Annotated in this window: 14 protein-coding genes and 1 pseudogene; 9 read left to right on the top strand and 6 right to left on the bottom strand. The window is 59.0% G+C overall.

The genetic code is table 11. From position 1 onward, the window contains the following. Nucleotides 1–55: 55 nt before the first annotated feature. Both rnt and pyrC read right to left on the bottom strand, forming a co-directional pair. Nucleotides 56–715: a ribonuclease T gene (rnt, locus tag BLP65_RS06770; RefSeq protein ID WP_092994444.1), complete on the bottom strand. Its 660-nt coding sequence runs from the start codon at nt 713–715 to the stop codon at nt 56–58. Nucleotides 716–842: 127 nt separating this feature from the next. Further along, nucleotides 843–1,880, bottom strand: a complete 1,038-nt coding sequence (gene pyrC / locus BLP65_RS06765; RefSeq protein WP_092994442.1) for a dihydroorotase — start codon at nt 1,878–1,880, stop codon at nt 843–845. Between the two features lie 105 nt (nt 1,881–1,985). Here pyrC and BLP65_RS06760 point away from each other — a divergent pair, with 105 nt between their 5' ends. The 5 genes from BLP65_RS06760 to BLP65_RS06740 all read left to right on the top strand — a co-directional run bounded on the left by BLP65_RS06760 (nt 1,986) and on the right by BLP65_RS06740 (nt 4,889). Beyond that, nucleotides 1,986–2,687, top strand: coding sequence for a pirin family protein (locus tag BLP65_RS06760; RefSeq protein WP_092994439.1), 702 nt, complete (start codon nt 1,986–1,988; stop codon nt 2,685–2,687). Between the two features lie 77 nt (nt 2,688–2,764). After that, entirely contained in the window at nt 2,765–3,337 is a 573-nt protein-coding gene (locus tag BLP65_RS06755; RefSeq protein ID WP_092994436.1) for a hypothetical protein, read from the top strand. A gap of 15 nt (nt 3,338–3,352) precedes the next feature. After that, nucleotides 3,353–3,610 carry a hypothetical protein gene (locus tag BLP65_RS17060; protein WP_217631923.1) on the top strand — a complete coding sequence of 86 codons (258 nt, stop codon included), beginning with the start codon at nt 3,353–3,355 and terminating at the stop codon, nt 3,608–3,610. Between the two features lie 35 nt (nt 3,611–3,645). Beyond that, nucleotides 3,646–3,984 (top strand): DUF3301 domain-containing protein, encoded by a 339-nt coding sequence (locus tag BLP65_RS06745; protein WP_092994430.1) that lies wholly within the window; start codon nt 3,646–3,648, stop codon nt 3,982–3,984. A gap of 218 nt (nt 3,985–4,202) precedes the next feature. Then, nucleotides 4,203–4,889 carry an SIMPL domain-containing protein gene (locus BLP65_RS06740; protein ID WP_175452475.1) on the top strand — a complete coding sequence of 229 codons (687 nt, stop codon included), beginning with the start codon at nt 4,203–4,205 and terminating at the stop codon, nt 4,887–4,889. Between the two features lie 170 nt (nt 4,890–5,059). Here BLP65_RS06740 and BLP65_RS06735 read toward each other — a convergent pair whose 3' ends face one another. Continuing rightward, the gene (locus tag BLP65_RS06735; RefSeq protein WP_092994424.1) at nt 5,060–6,445 is read right to left on the bottom strand and encodes a class II fumarate hydratase; all 1,386 of its coding nucleotides are present in this window, start codon (nt 6,443–6,445) and stop codon (nt 5,060–5,062) included. Nucleotides 6,446–6,961: 516 nt separating this feature from the next. On the opposite strand from BLP65_RS06735, the gene pdhA reads away from it, so the two are divergent. The 4 genes from pdhA (at nt 6,962) to BLP65_RS16650 (ending at nt 13,666) form a co-directional block, all read left to right on the top strand. Beyond that, complete coding sequence (gene pdhA / locus BLP65_RS06730) at nt 6,962–7,954, top strand: pyruvate dehydrogenase (acetyl-transferring) E1 component subunit alpha (RefSeq protein WP_092994421.1); 993 nt, start codon at nt 6,962–6,964, stop codon at nt 7,952–7,954. Further along, nucleotides 7,954–8,934 (top strand): alpha-ketoacid dehydrogenase subunit beta, encoded by a 981-nt coding sequence (locus tag BLP65_RS06725; protein WP_092994418.1) that lies wholly within the window; start codon nt 7,954–7,956, stop codon nt 8,932–8,934. Before pdhA ends, BLP65_RS06725 begins: the two co-directional genes overlap by 1 nt. 101 nt (nt 8,935–9,035) lie before the next feature. Continuing rightward, entirely contained in the window at nt 9,036–12,119 is a 3,084-nt protein-coding gene (locus BLP65_RS06720; RefSeq protein WP_092994416.1) for an FAD-dependent oxidoreductase, read from the top strand. Nucleotides 12,120–12,364: 245 nt separating this feature from the next. Beyond that, nucleotides 12,365–13,666 carry a DNA methylase gene (locus BLP65_RS16650; RefSeq protein ID WP_139181443.1) on the top strand — a complete coding sequence of 434 codons (1,302 nt, stop codon included), beginning with the start codon at nt 12,365–12,367 and terminating at the stop codon, nt 13,664–13,666. 42 nt (nt 13,667–13,708) lie between these two features. Here BLP65_RS16650 and BLP65_RS16645 read toward each other — a convergent pair whose 3' ends face one another. From BLP65_RS16645 to BLP65_RS06710, 3 genes and pseudogenes are all read right to left on the bottom strand, one after another. Continuing rightward, the gene (locus BLP65_RS16645; protein ID WP_139181442.1) at nt 13,709–14,461 is read right to left on the bottom strand and encodes an MAE_28990/MAE_18760 family HEPN-like nuclease; all 753 of its coding nucleotides are present in this window, start codon (nt 14,459–14,461) and stop codon (nt 13,709–13,711) included. After that, on the bottom strand, nt 14,458–15,570 hold the full coding sequence (locus tag BLP65_RS06715) for a DUF262 domain-containing protein (protein WP_092994413.1): 1,113 nt from the start codon (nt 15,568–15,570) through the stop codon (nt 14,458–14,460). Before BLP65_RS06715 ends, BLP65_RS16645 begins: the two co-directional genes overlap by 4 nt. A gap of 376 nt (nt 15,571–15,946) precedes the next feature. Continuing rightward, nucleotides 15,947–16,369, bottom strand: a pseudogene (locus tag BLP65_RS06710) (IS4 family transposase); the annotation flags it as partial.

Genomic DNA, 16,369 nt, shown 5'->3' with positions numbered 1-16,369 from the left:
AGGCACTGAACGGGTAGGAGGCGCGCCCTCGCGGCGATTTCCCGGTCGGGCGACGTTATGAAGAGGTTTCCGTGTCCGGGGCAGGGGAAACCACCAGGTTTCCCTCCAGCGTCTGCCAGCGGTTGACCACTGCACAAAACAGCTTGGCGGTCTGTTCGGCGTCGTAGGCGGCTGAATGGGCGGCTTCGTTGTCCCATTCGTGGCCGGCGGCCTTGACAGCCCGGGCCAGGACGGTCTGTCCAAAGGCCAGGCCCCCGAGGGTTGCGGTGTCAAAGGTGCTGAAGGCGTGGAAGGGGTTTTTCTTGCACTTCACCCGCCGGACGGCCTCCTTCAGAAAACCCAGATCGAAAAAGGGGTTATGGCCTACCAGAATGGCACGACTGCACTCCTGGCGCTTCACCTCTTTCCGAATGGGGGCAAACACCTTGTCCAGAGCCTCTTTTTCGGGAACCGCGAAACGGAAGGGGTGGAAGGGATCGATGCCAAGGAAGTCGAGCGAGCGCTGGTCCAGATTGGCGCCGGCGAACGGCTCCACGTGAGCACTTACTGTCTCCCCGGGTTGCAGGCAGCCTTCATCATCCATGTGCAGTAACACTGCCGCTATCTCCAGCAGCGCATCGGTTTTTGAATTGAAGCCGGCGGTCTCGACATCGACCACGACCGGCAGGAAACCGCGAAAGCGATCGGCGATTTTCGGCTGCTTGGGTTCACTCATATCATTTCAGCTTAACGGATCGTTGTGGGACTCGCGATCAAATCGATCACTATGTGGACGCATTCACCATGCGCCGTGTCGCGGTCCCGAAAAAGGGTCGGTGCAACTGTAGACTGCACCCTTTGCGTTAGTCCGAAACCAGCCGCCAGGCCACTGTCTCGCCGGCCCGCAGGGGCACCAGGTGGTCCCCGCCGAAGGCATAGCTTTCCGGTACCCGCCATTCGGATTTCTCAAGGGTCACACTGCCGCTATTGCGCGGCAGGCCGTAGAAGTCCGCTCCGTAATGCGCCGCGAACGCCTCGAGCCGATCCAGGGCGCCGGCCTGCTCGAAGGCTTCCGTATAGAGTTCCAGGGCGGCGTGGGCGGAGTAGATGCCGGCGCAGCCGCAGGCAGTCTCCTTGGCACCCCTGGCATGCGGAGCACTGTCGGTGCCCAGAAAGAATCGGGGATTCCCGGAAGTGGACGCCTCCAGCAGGGCTTCGCGATGACTTTCGCGCTTCAGCACCGGCAGGCAGTAGTGGTGTGGCCGAATACCGCCCGCCAGTAGTGCGTTGCGGTTCATCAGCAGATGATGCGGCGTAACCGTAGCGGCGACGTTGGCTCCTGCACGCTTCACGAACTCCACTGCTTCGCGCGTGGTGATGTGCTCCATGACGACCTTGAGGTCCGGGTGGCGCTCCAGGAGTGGCGCAAGCACCTGTTCGATGAAAACCCGCTCTCGATCGAAGATATCGACCGCCGGATCGGTCACCTCGCCATGCACCAGCAGCGGCAGGCCGGCCGCGGCCATTTCCGACAGGGCCGCATCGGCCTTGCCGATATCCGTTACGCCCGAATCGGAGTTGGTGGTCGCGCCGGCCGGATACAGTTTTACCGCGTGGACTGCGCCGCTCTGCGCGGCCTCTGCGACTGTCTCCGGCAGGGTGTTGTCGGTGAGGTAAAGCGTCATCAGGGGCGTGAAGTCTTGCCCCGCCGGCACGCTGGCCAGGATGCGTTGCCGATAGGCGGTCGCCTGTGCGGTGGTGGTCACCGGCGGATTGAGGTTGGGCATGACGATGGCGCGCCCGAAGCGTTCGGCGCTATGGGGCACCACCACTGGCAGCGCTTCGGCATCGCGCAGGTGGAGATGCAGGTCATCGGGGCGGGAAAGGGTCAGGCGAGTCATGGCGTTTCTATGCTAGAAGTTTTAAAAACCGTGCGGTGGTGATCACGAAGGCATGTTGCCCATTATGCCACGGCACGGGGTCGTCCCGAAGCAATGGAGTATCGCATGATCACGCTACGCAGGTCCGAAGAGCGTGGCCGGGCAGCAGGCAACGGAATTGACAGCCGGTTCGGCTTCTCGTTCGCTGATTATCATGATCCGGCTCACGTCCGGTTCTCGGTCCTGCGGGTCCTTAACGAAGACCTCCTGGCCCCCGGCGCCGGTTTTCCGGAACACCCGCACGGAGACATGGAGATCGTCACCTATCTCCTTGACGGTGTTCTCGAGCACCAGGACAGTCTTGGGCACCGCTACCAGATGCGCCGCGGTGATCTGCAGTGTATGACTGCCGGGCAGGGGATCCGCCACAGCGAACGGAATCCCTCGGAGCGGGAGTCGACGCACCTGTTTCAAATCTGGCTGTTTCCGAGTAGCAAGGGGTTGCAACCGGAGTATCAGCAGGCGTATTTCTCCGATGATGAAAAGCGCCGCCATCTGCGGCTGCTGGTCTCGCCGGACGGCCGGGCCGGTTCCGTCCGGATCCATCAGGACGTATCCCTCTACGCCACGCTGCTCTCTCCGGGCCAGGGCATCGATTATGAGATTGCCGCGGGACGCCGGGTCTACCTGCAACTGGCTACGGGCCGACTTGAACTCGACGGCAAGCTCCTGGAAGAGGGCGACGCGGCAAAAGTGGAAGGGCTCGCGTCTGTCTCCTTCACCGCAGCTGCCGATTCCACCGAATTGCTGCTGTTCGATCTCCCCTGACGGGCAGTGCCGCGCTTTGCGTGGTCCGGTCAAACTGGAGACTAGACTTCGGTAAACCACCGACGGGAGTGGATATCATGAGTGAGCAGGAGGCTGCCGAGCGGGTATTGATCGCCCGTTTTGCCGAGCCCGACCGTGCAAGTGGGGCGGTGGAGGCGTTGATCGAGCACGATTACCCCATGGACATGATCTCCATGCTCGGGCGGCCGGCAGCGGTGGGTGATGATCCGTTGGGCATCTATTACCGCACCTCCGGCGAAAGGATGCGGGGATGGGGCAAGCTGGGCGCATTTTGGGGCGGCATCTGGGGGCTGCTGGCGGGTGCCGCCGGACTGTTTGTGGTGCCTGGCCTCGGGTTCATCGCGGCCGCGGGGCCGGTTGTCGATGCCCTGGCCGGTGCTGCGGCAGGAGCCGCCGGAGGCGGGGGCGCCATGGCCGGCGCCGGTGCTGTGTCGCATCTGGCCACCGCCATGCGCAGCGCTGGTGTACCCGAACAGGAACTGGATCGTCTGCATACGGCCATCGAAAACGGTGAATACGTACTCATGCTGCGCTGTCGCCGTGCCGAGTGTGAACGTTATCGCCCGGTATTGGAGGAAGCCTGCGTCGACGAGGTGTATGAGCATCCGTTCGGGAACTGGCGGCACTAGTTAGTGTACTGTTGCATGCTTGGCGATACTTTCAGAGCCCCCCAAAAACGTCAGGACAAGGCGCGGCGCGCAGGCAATGGTTATTCCCTTGTCAAGCGCTGCAACGCCGTCATGGCGTTTTTGGGGGGCTCCCTTTGGGCGAGCCGCTGGCCGGCCATCTGCGGCGTTGCGTTTCTTGGAAAGGGCGCGCCATTCCCTGCGAAACGCGCCTTGCATTTGGCCGGCCAGCGACTCGCTGAAAGCACCGCCAAGCATGCAACAGTACACCAGTGATTTCGGTCGCGGCCGCCAACGGGTAAAGTGGCGGCATGGAAATCGGCTTGATAGCAGCTTTGGCGGGTGTGATTGCCCTTTGGGCCGCAGGAATGCGGGCGCGCGAGGCGGCGATTGCAGCGGTGCGCCGCGCCTGCCGGCGGGATGGGTTGCAGTTGCTGGATGAGACTGTGGTACTGGACCGCATGCGGCCGGCCCGTGATCGCGACGGCCGCATGCGCTGGCGGCGTATCTATCGTTTCGAATTCACCCAGCTTTCGGAAAGGCGTCAAGAGGGTACGGTCGAATTGATCGGCCCCCGGCTGGTGGCGCTCAACCTGGAGATGGACGGCTACAACCTGCATGAGGAGCGGACCACCGATTCTGAGGGATAACAGAGCCCCTCCCGCCGCTGCGCGGCCTCCGAATCACTGAAGAACTGATAACCACGGGGTACACGGGGACCACGGGGTAAAAACGAGTTGTTCGGGTTTTTTCTCCCCGTGCGCCCCGTGCTCCCCGTGGTTTGAATGCAAGGGGTGGCCCGGCAAGTTCTTGGAGGCCTTGGCGACGAAGCAATCCAACAATCGATAGAGAAAGGATAAACATGTCAATGCGCTGGTTCCTTCTATTGCTGGTGATGATGACAGGAGTCGCGGCGGCTGATGATGAGGCCGTTTTCGATCGCGTGTCGCTCCAGGCCGAGGCCTCCCGGGAAGTGGAAAATGACCGTATGCGGGCGGTGCTCGCCGTGCAGGAGGAGGGCAGCGACCCCGCGCGACTGGCGGAGCGCATCAACCAGACCATGCGATGGGCCCTGGAGCGGCTTGAAAACTTCGAAGGCGTGACGGGGGAAACCGGCGGCTACCGCACCCAGCCTGTTTACCAAAAGGGCACCCTGACCCACTGGCGCGCTGTGCAGAGCCTGCAGCTGGAGAGTGATAATTTTACGGCACTGAGCAGCCTGGTGGGGCAGTTGCAGGAGAGGATCCAGGTTCAGTCCATGGGCTTCGAGGTCTCGGAAGAGACCCGCCGCGCAGCGGAGAACGAACTCATCGACGATGCCTTGAACGCGTTCAAGATTCGCGCCGAACGGGTACGGAAAAACCTGGGAGCCGGCGGCTGGCGCATCGTGCAGTTGAACATCAACACCCGAGGCAACGGACCCGGGCCCGTCTACCGGATGGAAGCCATGGCCGAACGCGCCGCCGCTCCACCGGCGGTCAAGGGCGGGGAGTCGACCGTTTCGGTAACCATCTCCGGTACGGTTCAGCTGTTGCCGGGTGGTGATAGGGACTAAACACGGGGAGCACGGGGCACACGGGGTTGAATCCCGTTTCGAAAAAGGTGTCCCCGCAGCGATTTCGTCACGAACGGCTATCGCGCCGGGGCGGCCCTCCTACCGGGAATAGCGGACGCCGGGTAGGAGGGCCGCCCCCGGCGCGATTCGCCAGTTTATACGGAGGGGTTCTATTCCAACCCGCCGTAGGTCAGTCTGGCGGGATCCAGCAGCTTTCTGAGTTCCTCTTCGGTGAGGTCGGTCTGTTCCAGCGCCACTTCAAGCACAGGGCGGGCTTCGGCGTAGGCCTGCTTGGCGATGGCGGCGCCCTGTTCATAGCCGATTACCCGGTTGAGTGCGGTGATCAGGATGGGGTTGCGGTCCAGCGCTTCGCGCAGATTCTCCTCGTTGACCGTAAACCCGGCGATGGCCTTGTCCGCCAGCACGCGGGCGCCGTTGGCCAGCAGTTCGCTGCTCTCCAGCAGGTTACGGGCGATCATCGGCAGCATGACATTCAGCTGGAAGTTGCCCGACTGGCCGCCCACGGTAATCGCCGTGTCGTTGCCGATGACCTGGGCGCACCCCATGGCGACCGCCTCCGGGATCACCGGATTGACTTTGCCCGGCATGATCGAGCTGCCCGGTTGCAGGGCGGGCAGGGCGATCTCGCCCAGGCCGGCCAGCGGTCCGGAGTTCATCCAGCGCAGATCGTTGCTGATCTTCATCAGCATAACGGCGGCAGCCTTCATCTGGCCGCTCATCTCCACCGAGGCGTCCTGGCTGGAGAGACCCTCGAAATAGTTGTAGGTGTCGCGGAAGAAGACGCCGGTCTCCCGCGCCAGCAGCTTGGCGACCCGCGGCCCGAACTCCGGATGGGTGTTGATGCCGGTGCCCACGGCGGTGCCGCCGATTGGCAGGGCGGCCAGACGGGGCAGGCTTCCCTCGATGCGCTCTGCGGCGTGCGACACCTGTGACGCCCAGCCGCCCAGTTCCTGACCGAGCCGGATGGGCATGGCATCCATCAGGTGGGTGCGTCCGGTCTTGGTGATGCCGTCCAGCTCCTCGGCCCGCGTGCGGATAATCTGTCCCAGATGACGCAGCGCCGGCAGCAGGCGGTCATGGACGGCGATGCCCGCGGCCACCGCCATTGCGGTGGGAAAGACGTCATTGGAGCTCTGCCCCATGTTGACGTGGTCGTTGGGATGCACTGGCCGGCCGAGACGTGAGGAAGCCAGATGGGCGATCACCTCATTGGCGTTCATGTTGGAGGAGGTGCCGGAACCGGTCTGAAACACATCCACCGGGAAGTGCGCGCTATGGCTCCCTTCGGCAATCTCCATCGCGGAGGTGAAGATTGCATCGGCGATGTCGGCCTCCAGCAGGTTCAGTTCGGCGTTGACCCGCGCACAGGCGGCCTTCACCCGTCCCAGCGCCTGGATCAGCGAATCGGGAAGCGGCTGTCCGCTGATGGGAAAATTGGCCACGGCGCGCTGGGTCTGGGCACCGTACAGGGCGTCAGCGGGTACCTGAAGTTCGCCCATGCTGTCGCGTTCGGTTCGGTAGTTTTGTTCGCTCATGAGTGCTCGGTATGAGTTGGCGATTGAGACGTCTCGGGGACTATTGTCCACTGGGCGCAGTAGTTTATCACCTTGTTTCCCGCCCGTTTGTTGAAAACGGGAGGGGTACCCCCGGCCGCGATTCGATAGTAGCCCAATCACGCCGAGGGTGGGCCTCCTATCCGCAAGTTAGGTGGGCTGCCATTGCGATCTTTAAGCCTGTCAATAGTAAGTATTTAGTTTTTCAATAGTTATAATTTTCATGGTTTGGCTTCGCTTGACCTGCATTTGTAAAAGTCCGATCATGGCGCGCTGATTCAAACAGGGGTCAGGCCGGATATGCCAGAATAAACCGGTCTCGCCCGTAACCTGAAGCCGCGGTCAACGCGGACGCCACCAGGGGAATCCCGGTCCAGGAGCCTGTTCTCGGACAACTCCTGCATTGTACGGCGATGGGGCACGGCCCCGCCGTGTGCCGTATTCCAGCCGGGTTTCAGGCCCTAACACCATTGTCGAAGAGTCTTGTAAGGAGCGCGCATGAACGCCGCGGACAAAAAAAGGCTGCTGCGCGAGATGTTGTACGCGCGGCGCTTCGAAGAACGATGTTACGAAGCATACGTTGAACGTAAAATTGGCGGTTTCCTTCACCTGTATCCGGGCCAGGAGGCTTGTGCCCACGGTGTGATGGAAGCGGCCAAACCGGGTCACGACTATGTGATCACCGGCTATCGTGACCACGTGCACGCCATCCTGTGCGGCGCCGACCCGAAAGAGGTCATGGCGGAGCTGTATGGCAAGGAGACCGGCTCCAGCAAGGGGCGGGGTGGCTCCATGCACATTTTTGATGCCGGGCACCGCTTCATGGGTGGCTACGCACTGGTGGGCGGACCTTTCCCGCTGGCTGCGGGCATTGGCAAGGCCATCAAGATGCAGGGGGGGGACGAGATCTCCATCTGCTTCCTGGGCGATGCCGCCAACAACCAGGGTTCCTTCCACGAGGCGCTGAACATGGCGGCCGTCTGGGAGCTGCCGGTGCTGTATGTGTGTGAAAACAACCTCTACGGCATTGGTACCCGCATCGAGCGCTCCACCGCGGTGCAGGAGCAGTACAAGCGCGCCTGTGGCTACGGTATCGAAGCGGCCCAGGCCGACGGCCAGGATATCGAGGCGGTCCACAAGGCGGCCAAGAAGGCGGTCGACCATGTTCGCTCCGGCAAGGGTCCCTATCTCCTGGAACTGTGCACGTACCGCTACCGCGGCCACTCCATGTCCGATGCAGGCGCCTACCGGACCAAGGAGGAGCAGGACATCTGGCAGCAGCGCGATCCCATCAACATCCTCAAGGAGCGTCTGATCAAGGCCGGTGAGCTCAGCGACGATGACTTCCAGTCCATGGACAAGGAGATCATCGATCAGATCGATCATGAGGTGATCCCCTTTGCCGAGCAGTCTCCGGAGCCGAAGCTCGAGGAGCTGGAGAAGTATGTGCTGGCCGAGAACGATCCGTGGGTGAAAGGAGGGGCGCAGTAATGGCCGAATTGATGTATTGGGAGGCGATCCGCCGCGCCCACGACGAAGAGATGGCTCGTGACCCGATGGTGATCGCCATGGGCGAGGACATCGGCGTCGCCGGCGGTACCTACAAGGCGACCCAGGGCCTCTACGACAAATATGGTGCGGAGCGGGTGATCGATACCCCTATCTCTGAAAACGGCTACACCGGTCTCGGCATCGGCGCCTCTTTCCTGGGAGTGCGCCCCATCATCGAGATCATGTCGGTGAACTTCGCCTGGCTGGCGACCGACCAGATCGTCAACACCGCCGCCAAGGTGCGCTACATGTCCGGCGGTCAGCTGGAAGCGCCGGTGGTCATCCGCTCGCCGGGCGGCACCGCCCACCAGCTGGGCGCCCAGCACTCGGCGCGCATGGAGAAGGTCTTCATGGGTATTGTCGGCCTGCGCGTGGTTACGCCGTCGAACCCGAGACAGGCCTATGGCCTGATCAAGTCCGCCGTGCGCTGCAATGATCCCGTGTTCATCAACGAGCACGAGTTGATGTACAACATGAAGGACGTCGTCCCCGACGATGAATACTTCCATCCGCTCGAGGGTTCGGAAGTGGCCCGCGAAGGTAGCGATGTCACCATCTTCGCCTACAACATCTCCGTCCACTGGGCGCTGCAGGCGGCCGATATCCTTTCCAGGCAGCACGGCATCGAGGCCGAAGTGGTGGACCTCTACGCCCTCAGTCCGCTCGATCGGGAAGGCATCAAAAACTCGGTGAACAAGACCCACCGCGCCGTGATCGCCGAAGAGGCGGAACCCGCCGTCGGCGTCGGCTCCGAGGTGATGGCCATCATCAACGAAGAGTGCTTCTTCGAACTGGATGCACCGCCCATGCGGGTATCAGCCAAAAATGTGCCCATCCCGTACAACCGCACTCTCGAGAAGGCCTCCATTCCCAACGCCCAGGATGTGGTGAATGGCGTCCTGAAGATGTTCGGCAAATAACAATATTAACCGCGAAGGACGCGAAGGAACGCCAAGTCTCAAAGATCATGGCTTTCACTTTGCGATCCTTTGCGTCCTTTGCGGTAAAAAGGTTTTAAGCCATGGCAGAACCCTTAGTGATCAAAATGCCCCAGCTCTCCGACACCATGACCGAAGGTGTCCTGGTGAGCTGGGAGAAGAATATCGGCGACCGGATCGAGCGCGGTGACATCGTCGCAACGGTCGAGACCGACAAGGCGATTATGGACGTGGAGGTGTTCCGCGAGGGCTTCCTCTCCGGTCCCATCGCGCCGGTGGATGCCACCGTACCCGTCGGCGAACCCATTTGCTATCTGGTTGCCTCCGCGGAGGAAGTCCAGGGCGCCGAAGCCGAAGTGCCTGCCGGCGCGGAAGAGGCCGAGGTGAAGGGCGAGTCGGAAGTCGAAGTGCCCACTCCTGAAGCCGAGGCACCGGTCGTAGATGTCGCCGCTCCCGACGGAGCCTCGCACACCATCAACATGCCGCAGCTCTCCGACACCATGACCGAAGGTGTAGTGGTGGGCTGGGAGAAGCAGATCGGTGACGCCATTTCCCGCGGCGACATCATCGCCCAGGTGGAGACCGACAAGGCCATCATGGACGTCGAGGTGTTCCGCGAGGGCTTCCTTTCCGGTCCCATTGCCGAGGTCGATTCCACGGTGCCGGTGGGACAGCCCATGTGCTATCTGGTCGACAGCAAGGATCAGGTGGTGGACGCCACCGCCAAGGCCGGCGCTGCAGCACCCGCCAAAGCCGAAGCGGCCGCGCCGCCAACACCATCGCAACCCGCGCCCGCCGCGCCGGTTCCGTCGGCCAGGGCGATGGAGGGTGTCACCCCGGCCAAGCGACCCGACAACAAATACGCCACACCGTATGCCCGCAAGCTGGCTGCCTCGCTGCAGGTCAATCTGAACAACGTCAAGGGCACCGGCCCGGACGGCGAAATCACCGCCGACGACGTACGCCGCGCCCAACCCGTGCAGCGTCCCAAGGAAGTCGTCGATCAGGTCCCGGCCCATATCATGCCGGAGATCCAGGTGCCGGGCGAAGGCCGCAAGATGACCTCAATGGAGAAGGCGGTCAGCCACTCCATGACCGCCTCGCTCACCATGCCCACCTTCCACGTCACCCAGTACGCCCGGCCGGGCGCGCTGATCAAGGCGGCGAAGAAGAAGGGCGTGTCGGTCACGGTGGCCATCGCCAAGGCCTGCGCCGAGGCAATTAAGAAACACCCGAGCGTCAACTGGGCCTACCAGCCGGTGGACCGGCTGGTCGAGCGTGATCAGGTGGACATCGGCATGGCCGTCTCCGCCGAGGGCGGCGGCTTGGTGGTGCCGGTGCTGCGCCACTGCGAATCCAACGATGTCGAGACGCTGCACGAGTCCTGGAAGGGGTTGGTGGATCGCGCCCGCAAGCGCCGCCTCGCACCCGAGGAGTACGCCAACCCGACGTTCATGGTCTCCAACATGGGCATGCTGGGCGTTCCGCATTTCGACGCCATCCCCACTCCGGGCACCGCAGCCATCCTGGCCATCGCCGCGGCGGGCGAGCAGGGCATGCCCCTGACCGTTACCGCCGACCACCGCGTGGTCAACGGCGCCGAGGTGGCCCTGTTCCTCAACACCCTGAAGTCCATGATCGAGGAGCCCGAGCAGTGGATGGGCCCCACCGGTCCGGCCATTCCCGAGGGTGCCTGGGACTACGACGTGGTGGTTATCGGCGGCGGCCCGGGCGGCGAAGACTGTGCTCGCGACCTCACCGGCAACGGCCTCAAGGTCGCCATGATCAACGACTCCCCGTTCCCGGGTGGCGAGTGTCTGTGGCGCGGCTGCATCCCCTCCAAGGCGTGGCGCGCCGCGGCCGATCGCATCCGCGACCGGGCCGAGGACGCCCACCTCGGCATCATGAATACCACTGATGCCAAGCTCGACTGGGCCCAGCTCGAGAAGACCCGCCGCTGGGTGCTGGAGGAGCGCGGCAAGATGGCGCTCAACACCGACAAGGGTGTGAAGATCGACATCGTTCAGGGCTACGCCTGGTTCGAGACCGATCACCGCGTCTTCGTCGACCAGTCGCACCTGGAGAAGGACCCGCATGCCCGCGCCGTGAAGGGCGACGACTCCGAAGGCAGGCACATCACCTTCGGCTGCGCGGTCATCGCCACCGGCGCACCGCCCTTCGTGCCGCCCATCCCGGGCGCCCGCGAAGGCGTGCAGAGCGGCGGCGTGCTCACCTCCGACACCGTCTGGTTCCTGCCGAAACCGCCCAAAAAGCTGGGCGTCATCGGCGGCGGCGCCATCGGCATGGAGATGGCCCAGATCTTCCAGGACTTCGGCACCGAAGTGCTGCTGCTGGAGCGCCACGAGCGCGTCCTGGCCGAGGTCGAGCCGGAAGTGGCCAAAAACCTCACCGCCGTGCTGGAGGAGGACCCGAACCTCACCATCAAGACCAATGCGGCCACCAAGTCCATGAAGGGCAAGCCCGGCAAGATGAAGCTGGTCTACGAGGATGGCGAGGGCGAGCACACCTTCGACTGCGACTACGTCATCATGGCCACCGGCAAGCGCCCGACACTCGAGCCGCTCAAGCTCGACAACGCCGGCGTGGCCACCGAGGACGGTGTCATTAAGGCCGACAACCGCTGCCGCACCTCTGTGCCGCACATCTTCGCCGTGGGCGACGTCATCGGCGGCCTGATGCTGGCGCATACCGCCGGCACCCAGGGCCGGGTCGCGGCCCACACCATCCTTGGCGAGGACATGACCTACGACGAGGCCAAGGACTCCGGCGTTATCTTCACCCGCCCGGAAGCCGCCTTCGTCGGCCTCTCCGTCGAGCAGGCCAAGGCAAAGGGCATCGACGCCGTCGAGGTCAAGGTGCCCATGAGCATCGACGCCAAGGCGATGATCAACAACGAGCAGCACGGCCTCATCAAGATCATCGCCGACAAGGCCTCCGAGCGGATCATCGGGGTCCATCTGCTGGCCGACCATGCGGACACCCTGGTGGGGGAGGCGGTGATGATGGTCGCGGGCGAGCTGACCCTGGAACAGGTCGGTAAGGCGATTCATCCGCATCCGACGCAGACGGAGTTGTTTGGGGAGCTGGCGCGGAGGCTGCATTCGCGGTTGGCGAGGAGCAAGAAGAAGGGTAAGGCTAAGGCCTGAACCCGGTTCCCTCTCCCTCCGGGAGAGGGTTAGGGAGAGGGGGATCAATAGCCTTGGCCTAACAACGGATTTGATGCCTAGGGATGGGCGTGGTAGAAGAGAACGGCATCCTTGGGTACGGGGGTGCCGTTTTTTAATGGAGTTCGCTAAATAACTCGGCCATTCTCGGACAAGTTTTTATATCTAAAGGGTTCACGGCAGACTACAAAATGCGAAGAAAATACACGCCGGCGAAGCTAAAGCGAATGAAAACTGAAATTTGTATAACAAATCCGAAACAGGTCAAGCAAGCTACTGGTCGTGAGGCTTGGTACCGCTATTACGCAGGATTTTCGGGGCATTTCGCAAGAGAACTAATTGCGTCCGCTCGCCTGTCTGGCAAGGCTACTGTTTTCGATCCTTGGAACGGCGCCGGTACTACAACTGCAGCGGCATATGCACTTGGCCATAACTCGGTCGGGTTAGATATTAATCCGGCTATGATAGTCGCTGCTAAAGCGCGTTCGTTAAATGCCCGCGAAGCAAACAGCTTATCCCCCTTGGGAGACGATATTTTAAGGAAGGCTATATCCAATAGCTACGACGAAATGGGTCCTGCTGACCCACTGTCTATTTGGTTTGTTCCAAACTCGGTTAAAGAAATCAGAAGGGTAGAGTCAGCGATTCAACTACTCTTGATCGGTAATCTTGAAAGGTTGCCGATGACCGATCCCGAAAACGTTGATGCACTTTCTGACCTTGCTGCCTTCTTTTATACCGCTTTATTTAAGGCAGTCCGAATTCTATTAGAGCCATTTATTCCAACTAACCCCACGTGGATTAAATTTTCGACTAGGCCAGGGAATCGTTTGAGACCGAGGTGTGAAACAATACACCGCCTCTTCCGTAGGCAAGTAGAAGAGATGATTGATGGGGTAAGGGGCGAGGCTGAACAACCCTTGGCCGCAGAAAGGAGCTTAAGACTGGCTATCGGCTCTTCTGAAAATATACCTCTCAGCGATAATGAGGTTGACTTCACACTGACTTCTCCGCCTTACTGTACGAGAATTGACTATGCTGTAGCGACGTTCCCAGAATTGGCGGTTTTAGGATTTGAGAAAGAAAAGTCTTTTGAAAATCTTAGACGGTCGATGACTGGGACTCCTACAGTACGTCCCAGTGTTCCGAAACCAAATAGAGAATGGGGTAAAACGTGTAACTCCTTCCTGAAAATGGTCGCGTTACACCCTTCAAAAGCATCGGGCACGTATTACTATAAAAGTCACGTCCAATATTTCGAAAGCCTCTTTTTATCTCTGAAAGAGATCGTAAGAGTCACGAAGCACGGTGGAAGAGCAGCTTTGGTTGTGCAGGATTCCTATTATAAAGATCTTCACAATGATTTGCCCCTCACTGTCGTCGAGATGCTCTCCAGTCAAGGAATGGTTTTGGAAAGGCGCGGCGATTTCATTTCGGCCAAGCATAGAGCTGCGATGCATCCGTCTGCAAGGAAGTATCGGGCTAACAGTCGAGCAACAGAAAGCGTCCTATGCTTCAAAAAGCTTTGATGTCGATAACTCGATCATTCAAGGCATTCATTAACTTTTTTCCTAAAAGTACCCAATTAACCGTGACGGTCTTCCGTCTAGTGGATGCTGCCACTGGTTTCGGAGCCAATCGGTAGTCACGTTACTATAATTGTCGACTGCTGCTAGGGCAATTTTTGACAATTCTTTTGTTTGTCTTATACCAGGAGCCGACGTATTGGAGCCATGGGCGATAGAGTTACGAGTGCCTAACAGTGTGTTTAGTCCGGAAAATTTATCTTCCTTGTAATCTTTGGAAGAGTTGATTCCAAGAAGCCGACAGTTTATATCTACGACTTTTTCGTTAACGTTTGAAAATGTTAAAACTAACTCGGATAGGTCGGAGTGATGAGGAAGCTTGTTGGAGTTCCATTCGTCAAGCCATTTCAATATCGAAACTGTATTGTTCGTAAGCCCTTTGCTTAATCTGCGTCCGAAGTTCTTCTGTTTCTGTCGTTCTGATTCTTCAAACGACATGTCGATTATCGAGCGTAGTGTATCGACAAATTTAGAGAATTCCTTCTCTTTTAACAGCCAAACCGCTCGTGTTTCAGCCGGTGCACGAGACGCGGAACTATTTGCAGCATGAATTGCTTTTAGGCATGTGGTTGTCGCATCTTTAAAAAATTTCTCCCATGCGGCGTAATATATCGGTATGGCGGCTAGCCGCACAGAAGGGTTTCGTGCCCTAAAAACGGACCTATTAAGTTGGTTTATAAGTTCTCTAGATTCATCTTTTGAGAACTCGATTTCATCGATTAGATCTTGTCGATTCATGGATAAGAGAAATATTTTTGGCCTAAGGAAACTCGGGCTTCCATTTTTCGTTTTGTATTCGATCCCCCGCCTGTCACCTCACTGAGCGTTGGATCCTTCATCAACTTTTTATAACCAGATTTTACTTTTGCTGATGTTAATTTATTGACGTTCCGATAGACCCCCGTGGCTACTATGTCAAAGAGGTTTGAACTGAACTGTCCTTTTCCTGTCTCGGCGAACCTAAATGCGGCTCCTTCTGGGTAAACCTGTGAGATCAATGAAAACGTACGAGTAATAGTGTCCATACGCTCATTGTCCAGCTGGAAATTGCCAGATGCGGCGTATTCCATAAAGTCGTCAAGATACAAGGCTAAATCTTTTTGGAAGGGATGAGGTGAGTGACAAAGTGCTAGGAGACGCAGTAGAAGTTCTTCCACGTACATTTCTTTCTGTTTTACGTCTCTGACTTTTAGTGCGTCTATGACAGATTTGTTCTTTGCAAGCGTACGTAGCTTGTCTGGGAAATCTGAGTCCAAAAGTCGAGCTGTTGCGTTCCGTATTTCTTGATCAGCCAAGATTGCGCCGGCTCTATTAAGCCTTTGGAATACCTGATACTTTGTTTTCGGTCCGGATTCTTTCTGTAGCAGAATGACGGGAACCCGTGCATTTTTAATGCTTCTAAGCAAAGGGCTTGGCATTTTCTCTGAGGTGTAACCTTCTAGCTCCTCCAGAATTGGCCCTGCGGACAAGCATAGCGGATTTTTAAGATCATTATCTCCTTCGGCATCTGGAGCTGAATTCCGAAGGTCAGGATCTTTGAATATGTCTTCTGAGAAGAAGCGAATGAGGGTGCTAATTCGCTGTAAGCCGTCAATTATTTCCAGCTTATCGCTCTCATCTTCCGCAAAGAAGATAGCGGGCGTTGGGATATTCAAAAGTAGTGACTCTATGAACTGAGTTTGGCGTTCAAGATCCCACCTGAAAAGTCGTTGGTATTCGGGATCGATGACGATATCTTGATCCTTATACAGATTTATGATTTCGCGCCAAGTCGTTGTATATGAGTCAGTGAATACTTTCTCTCGGTTAGCCTGAACACTTTTAAGAAGGACTCGCGTAGGTTTCATGGCATATGGCTACTTTTTCGAAATATTTTGTATTGCACTATAGAGATTAAGCGAGTTGGTGACAAATCTGCAATAAAAGTGGTTCGGGCGTCGGTGAATAGGACAAAGGATAAATGGGGTCACTCATTAGCCGCCTCCGTGCAATAGGGCGTGTTGGGTCCTGACGATCTCCCGTCATTTCGATACGTCAGTTCCTGATAACGCGTCCGCGTTCTCGTACATCGTGCTGCCTCGAAGTGAGGCGCACCAGTCACCCATCAGGATCAAGGCGGAGCCCCGACTATCGCCGATGCTCGTCCCTGGCGGTTAACCGCCCCAGAAAAACTGCAGTGCCCATGGATAAATGGGGTCAGAGTCTGAGGGATCCCCACGAATTTCACGCAGCCACGGCTAATTCCGGGTCCCGGAAAATGGCCCTGAGCTGTCGTAGCTTTGTAGTTGTCATCTGAATGTCGCCCCGCGAGATCACTCGTAGCCCCAGGAAGACGCAGGACAGGACGGCGCGGGAACGGACCGTATTGGCTTGGTAGCCTCGGTCAATTCCCTCGGACCGAGCAGCCTTCCCGAACAGCCAAGCGACAAAAATGGCCAGCGCATTGACCAGCAGCAGTACTGAATAGCGCTCTGTCGAGCGTGAGCGGGCACGCTCTAGACCGAAGCCGTAGTATTCGCTCTTGGTATCGCGAAAGTTCTCCTCAATGCTCATCCGTTTGCGGTAGGCCGCAAGCACCGCCTTCGTTTCCTTCGCTCCGCCGGGCAACGAGGTTGCGATAAGCCACGGTTCACGCTCGCGGGCCGA

The sequence above is a fragment of the Thiohalomonas denitrificans genome, assembly GCF_900102855.1.
Lineage (GTDB): Bacteria > Pseudomonadota > Gammaproteobacteria > Thiohalomonadales > Thiohalomonadaceae > Thiohalomonas > Thiohalomonas denitrificans.
The sequence above is the reverse complement of the archived record's forward strand: the minus strand, read 5'-3'. Positions and strand labels throughout refer to the sequence as shown.

Excerpts from the sequence above, each read along its gene's own strand:
- pdhA (WP_092994421.1), top strand. The coding sequence starts at position 6,962 with ATGAACGCCGCGGACAAAAAAAGGCTGCTGCGCGAGATGTTGTACGCG.
- BLP65_RS06760 (WP_092994439.1), top strand. The coding sequence starts at position 1,986 with ATGATCACGCTACGCAGGTCCGAAGAGCGTGGCCGGGCAGCAGGCAAC.
- BLP65_RS06745 (WP_092994430.1), top strand. The coding sequence starts at position 3,646 with ATGGAAATCGGCTTGATAGCAGCTTTGGCGGGTGTGATTGCCCTTTGG.
- BLP65_RS06715 (WP_092994413.1), bottom strand. The coding sequence starts at position 15,570 with ATGAAACCTACGCGAGTCCTTCTTAAAAGTGTTCAGGCTAACCGAGAG.
- BLP65_RS06725 (WP_092994418.1), top strand. The coding sequence starts at position 7,954 with ATGGCCGAATTGATGTATTGGGAGGCGATCCGCCGCGCCCACGACGAA.
- rnt (WP_092994444.1), bottom strand. The coding sequence starts at position 715 with ATGAGTGAACCCAAGCAGCCGAAAATCGCCGATCGCTTTCGCGGTTTC.
- BLP65_RS16650 (WP_139181443.1), top strand. The coding sequence starts at position 12,365 with ATGAAAACTGAAATTTGTATAACAAATCCGAAACAGGTCAAGCAAGCT.
- BLP65_RS06755 (WP_092994436.1), top strand. The coding sequence starts at position 2,765 with ATGAGTGAGCAGGAGGCTGCCGAGCGGGTATTGATCGCCCGTTTTGCC.
- BLP65_RS16645 (WP_139181442.1), bottom strand. The coding sequence starts at position 14,461 with ATGAATCGACAAGATCTAATCGATGAAATCGAGTTCTCAAAAGATGAA.
- pyrC (WP_092994442.1), bottom strand. The coding sequence starts at position 1,880 with ATGACTCGCCTGACCCTTTCCCGCCCCGATGACCTGCATCTCCACCTG.
- BLP65_RS06720 (WP_092994416.1), top strand. The coding sequence starts at position 9,036 with ATGGCAGAACCCTTAGTGATCAAAATGCCCCAGCTCTCCGACACCATG.
- BLP65_RS06740 (WP_175452475.1), top strand. The coding sequence starts at position 4,203 with ATGCGCTGGTTCCTTCTATTGCTGGTGATGATGACAGGAGTCGCGGCG.
- BLP65_RS17060 (WP_217631923.1), top strand. The coding sequence starts at position 3,353 with ATGCTTGGCGATACTTTCAGAGCCCCCCAAAAACGTCAGGACAAGGCG.
- BLP65_RS06735 (WP_092994424.1), bottom strand. The coding sequence starts at position 6,445 with ATGAGCGAACAAAACTACCGAACCGAACGCGACAGCATGGGCGAACTT.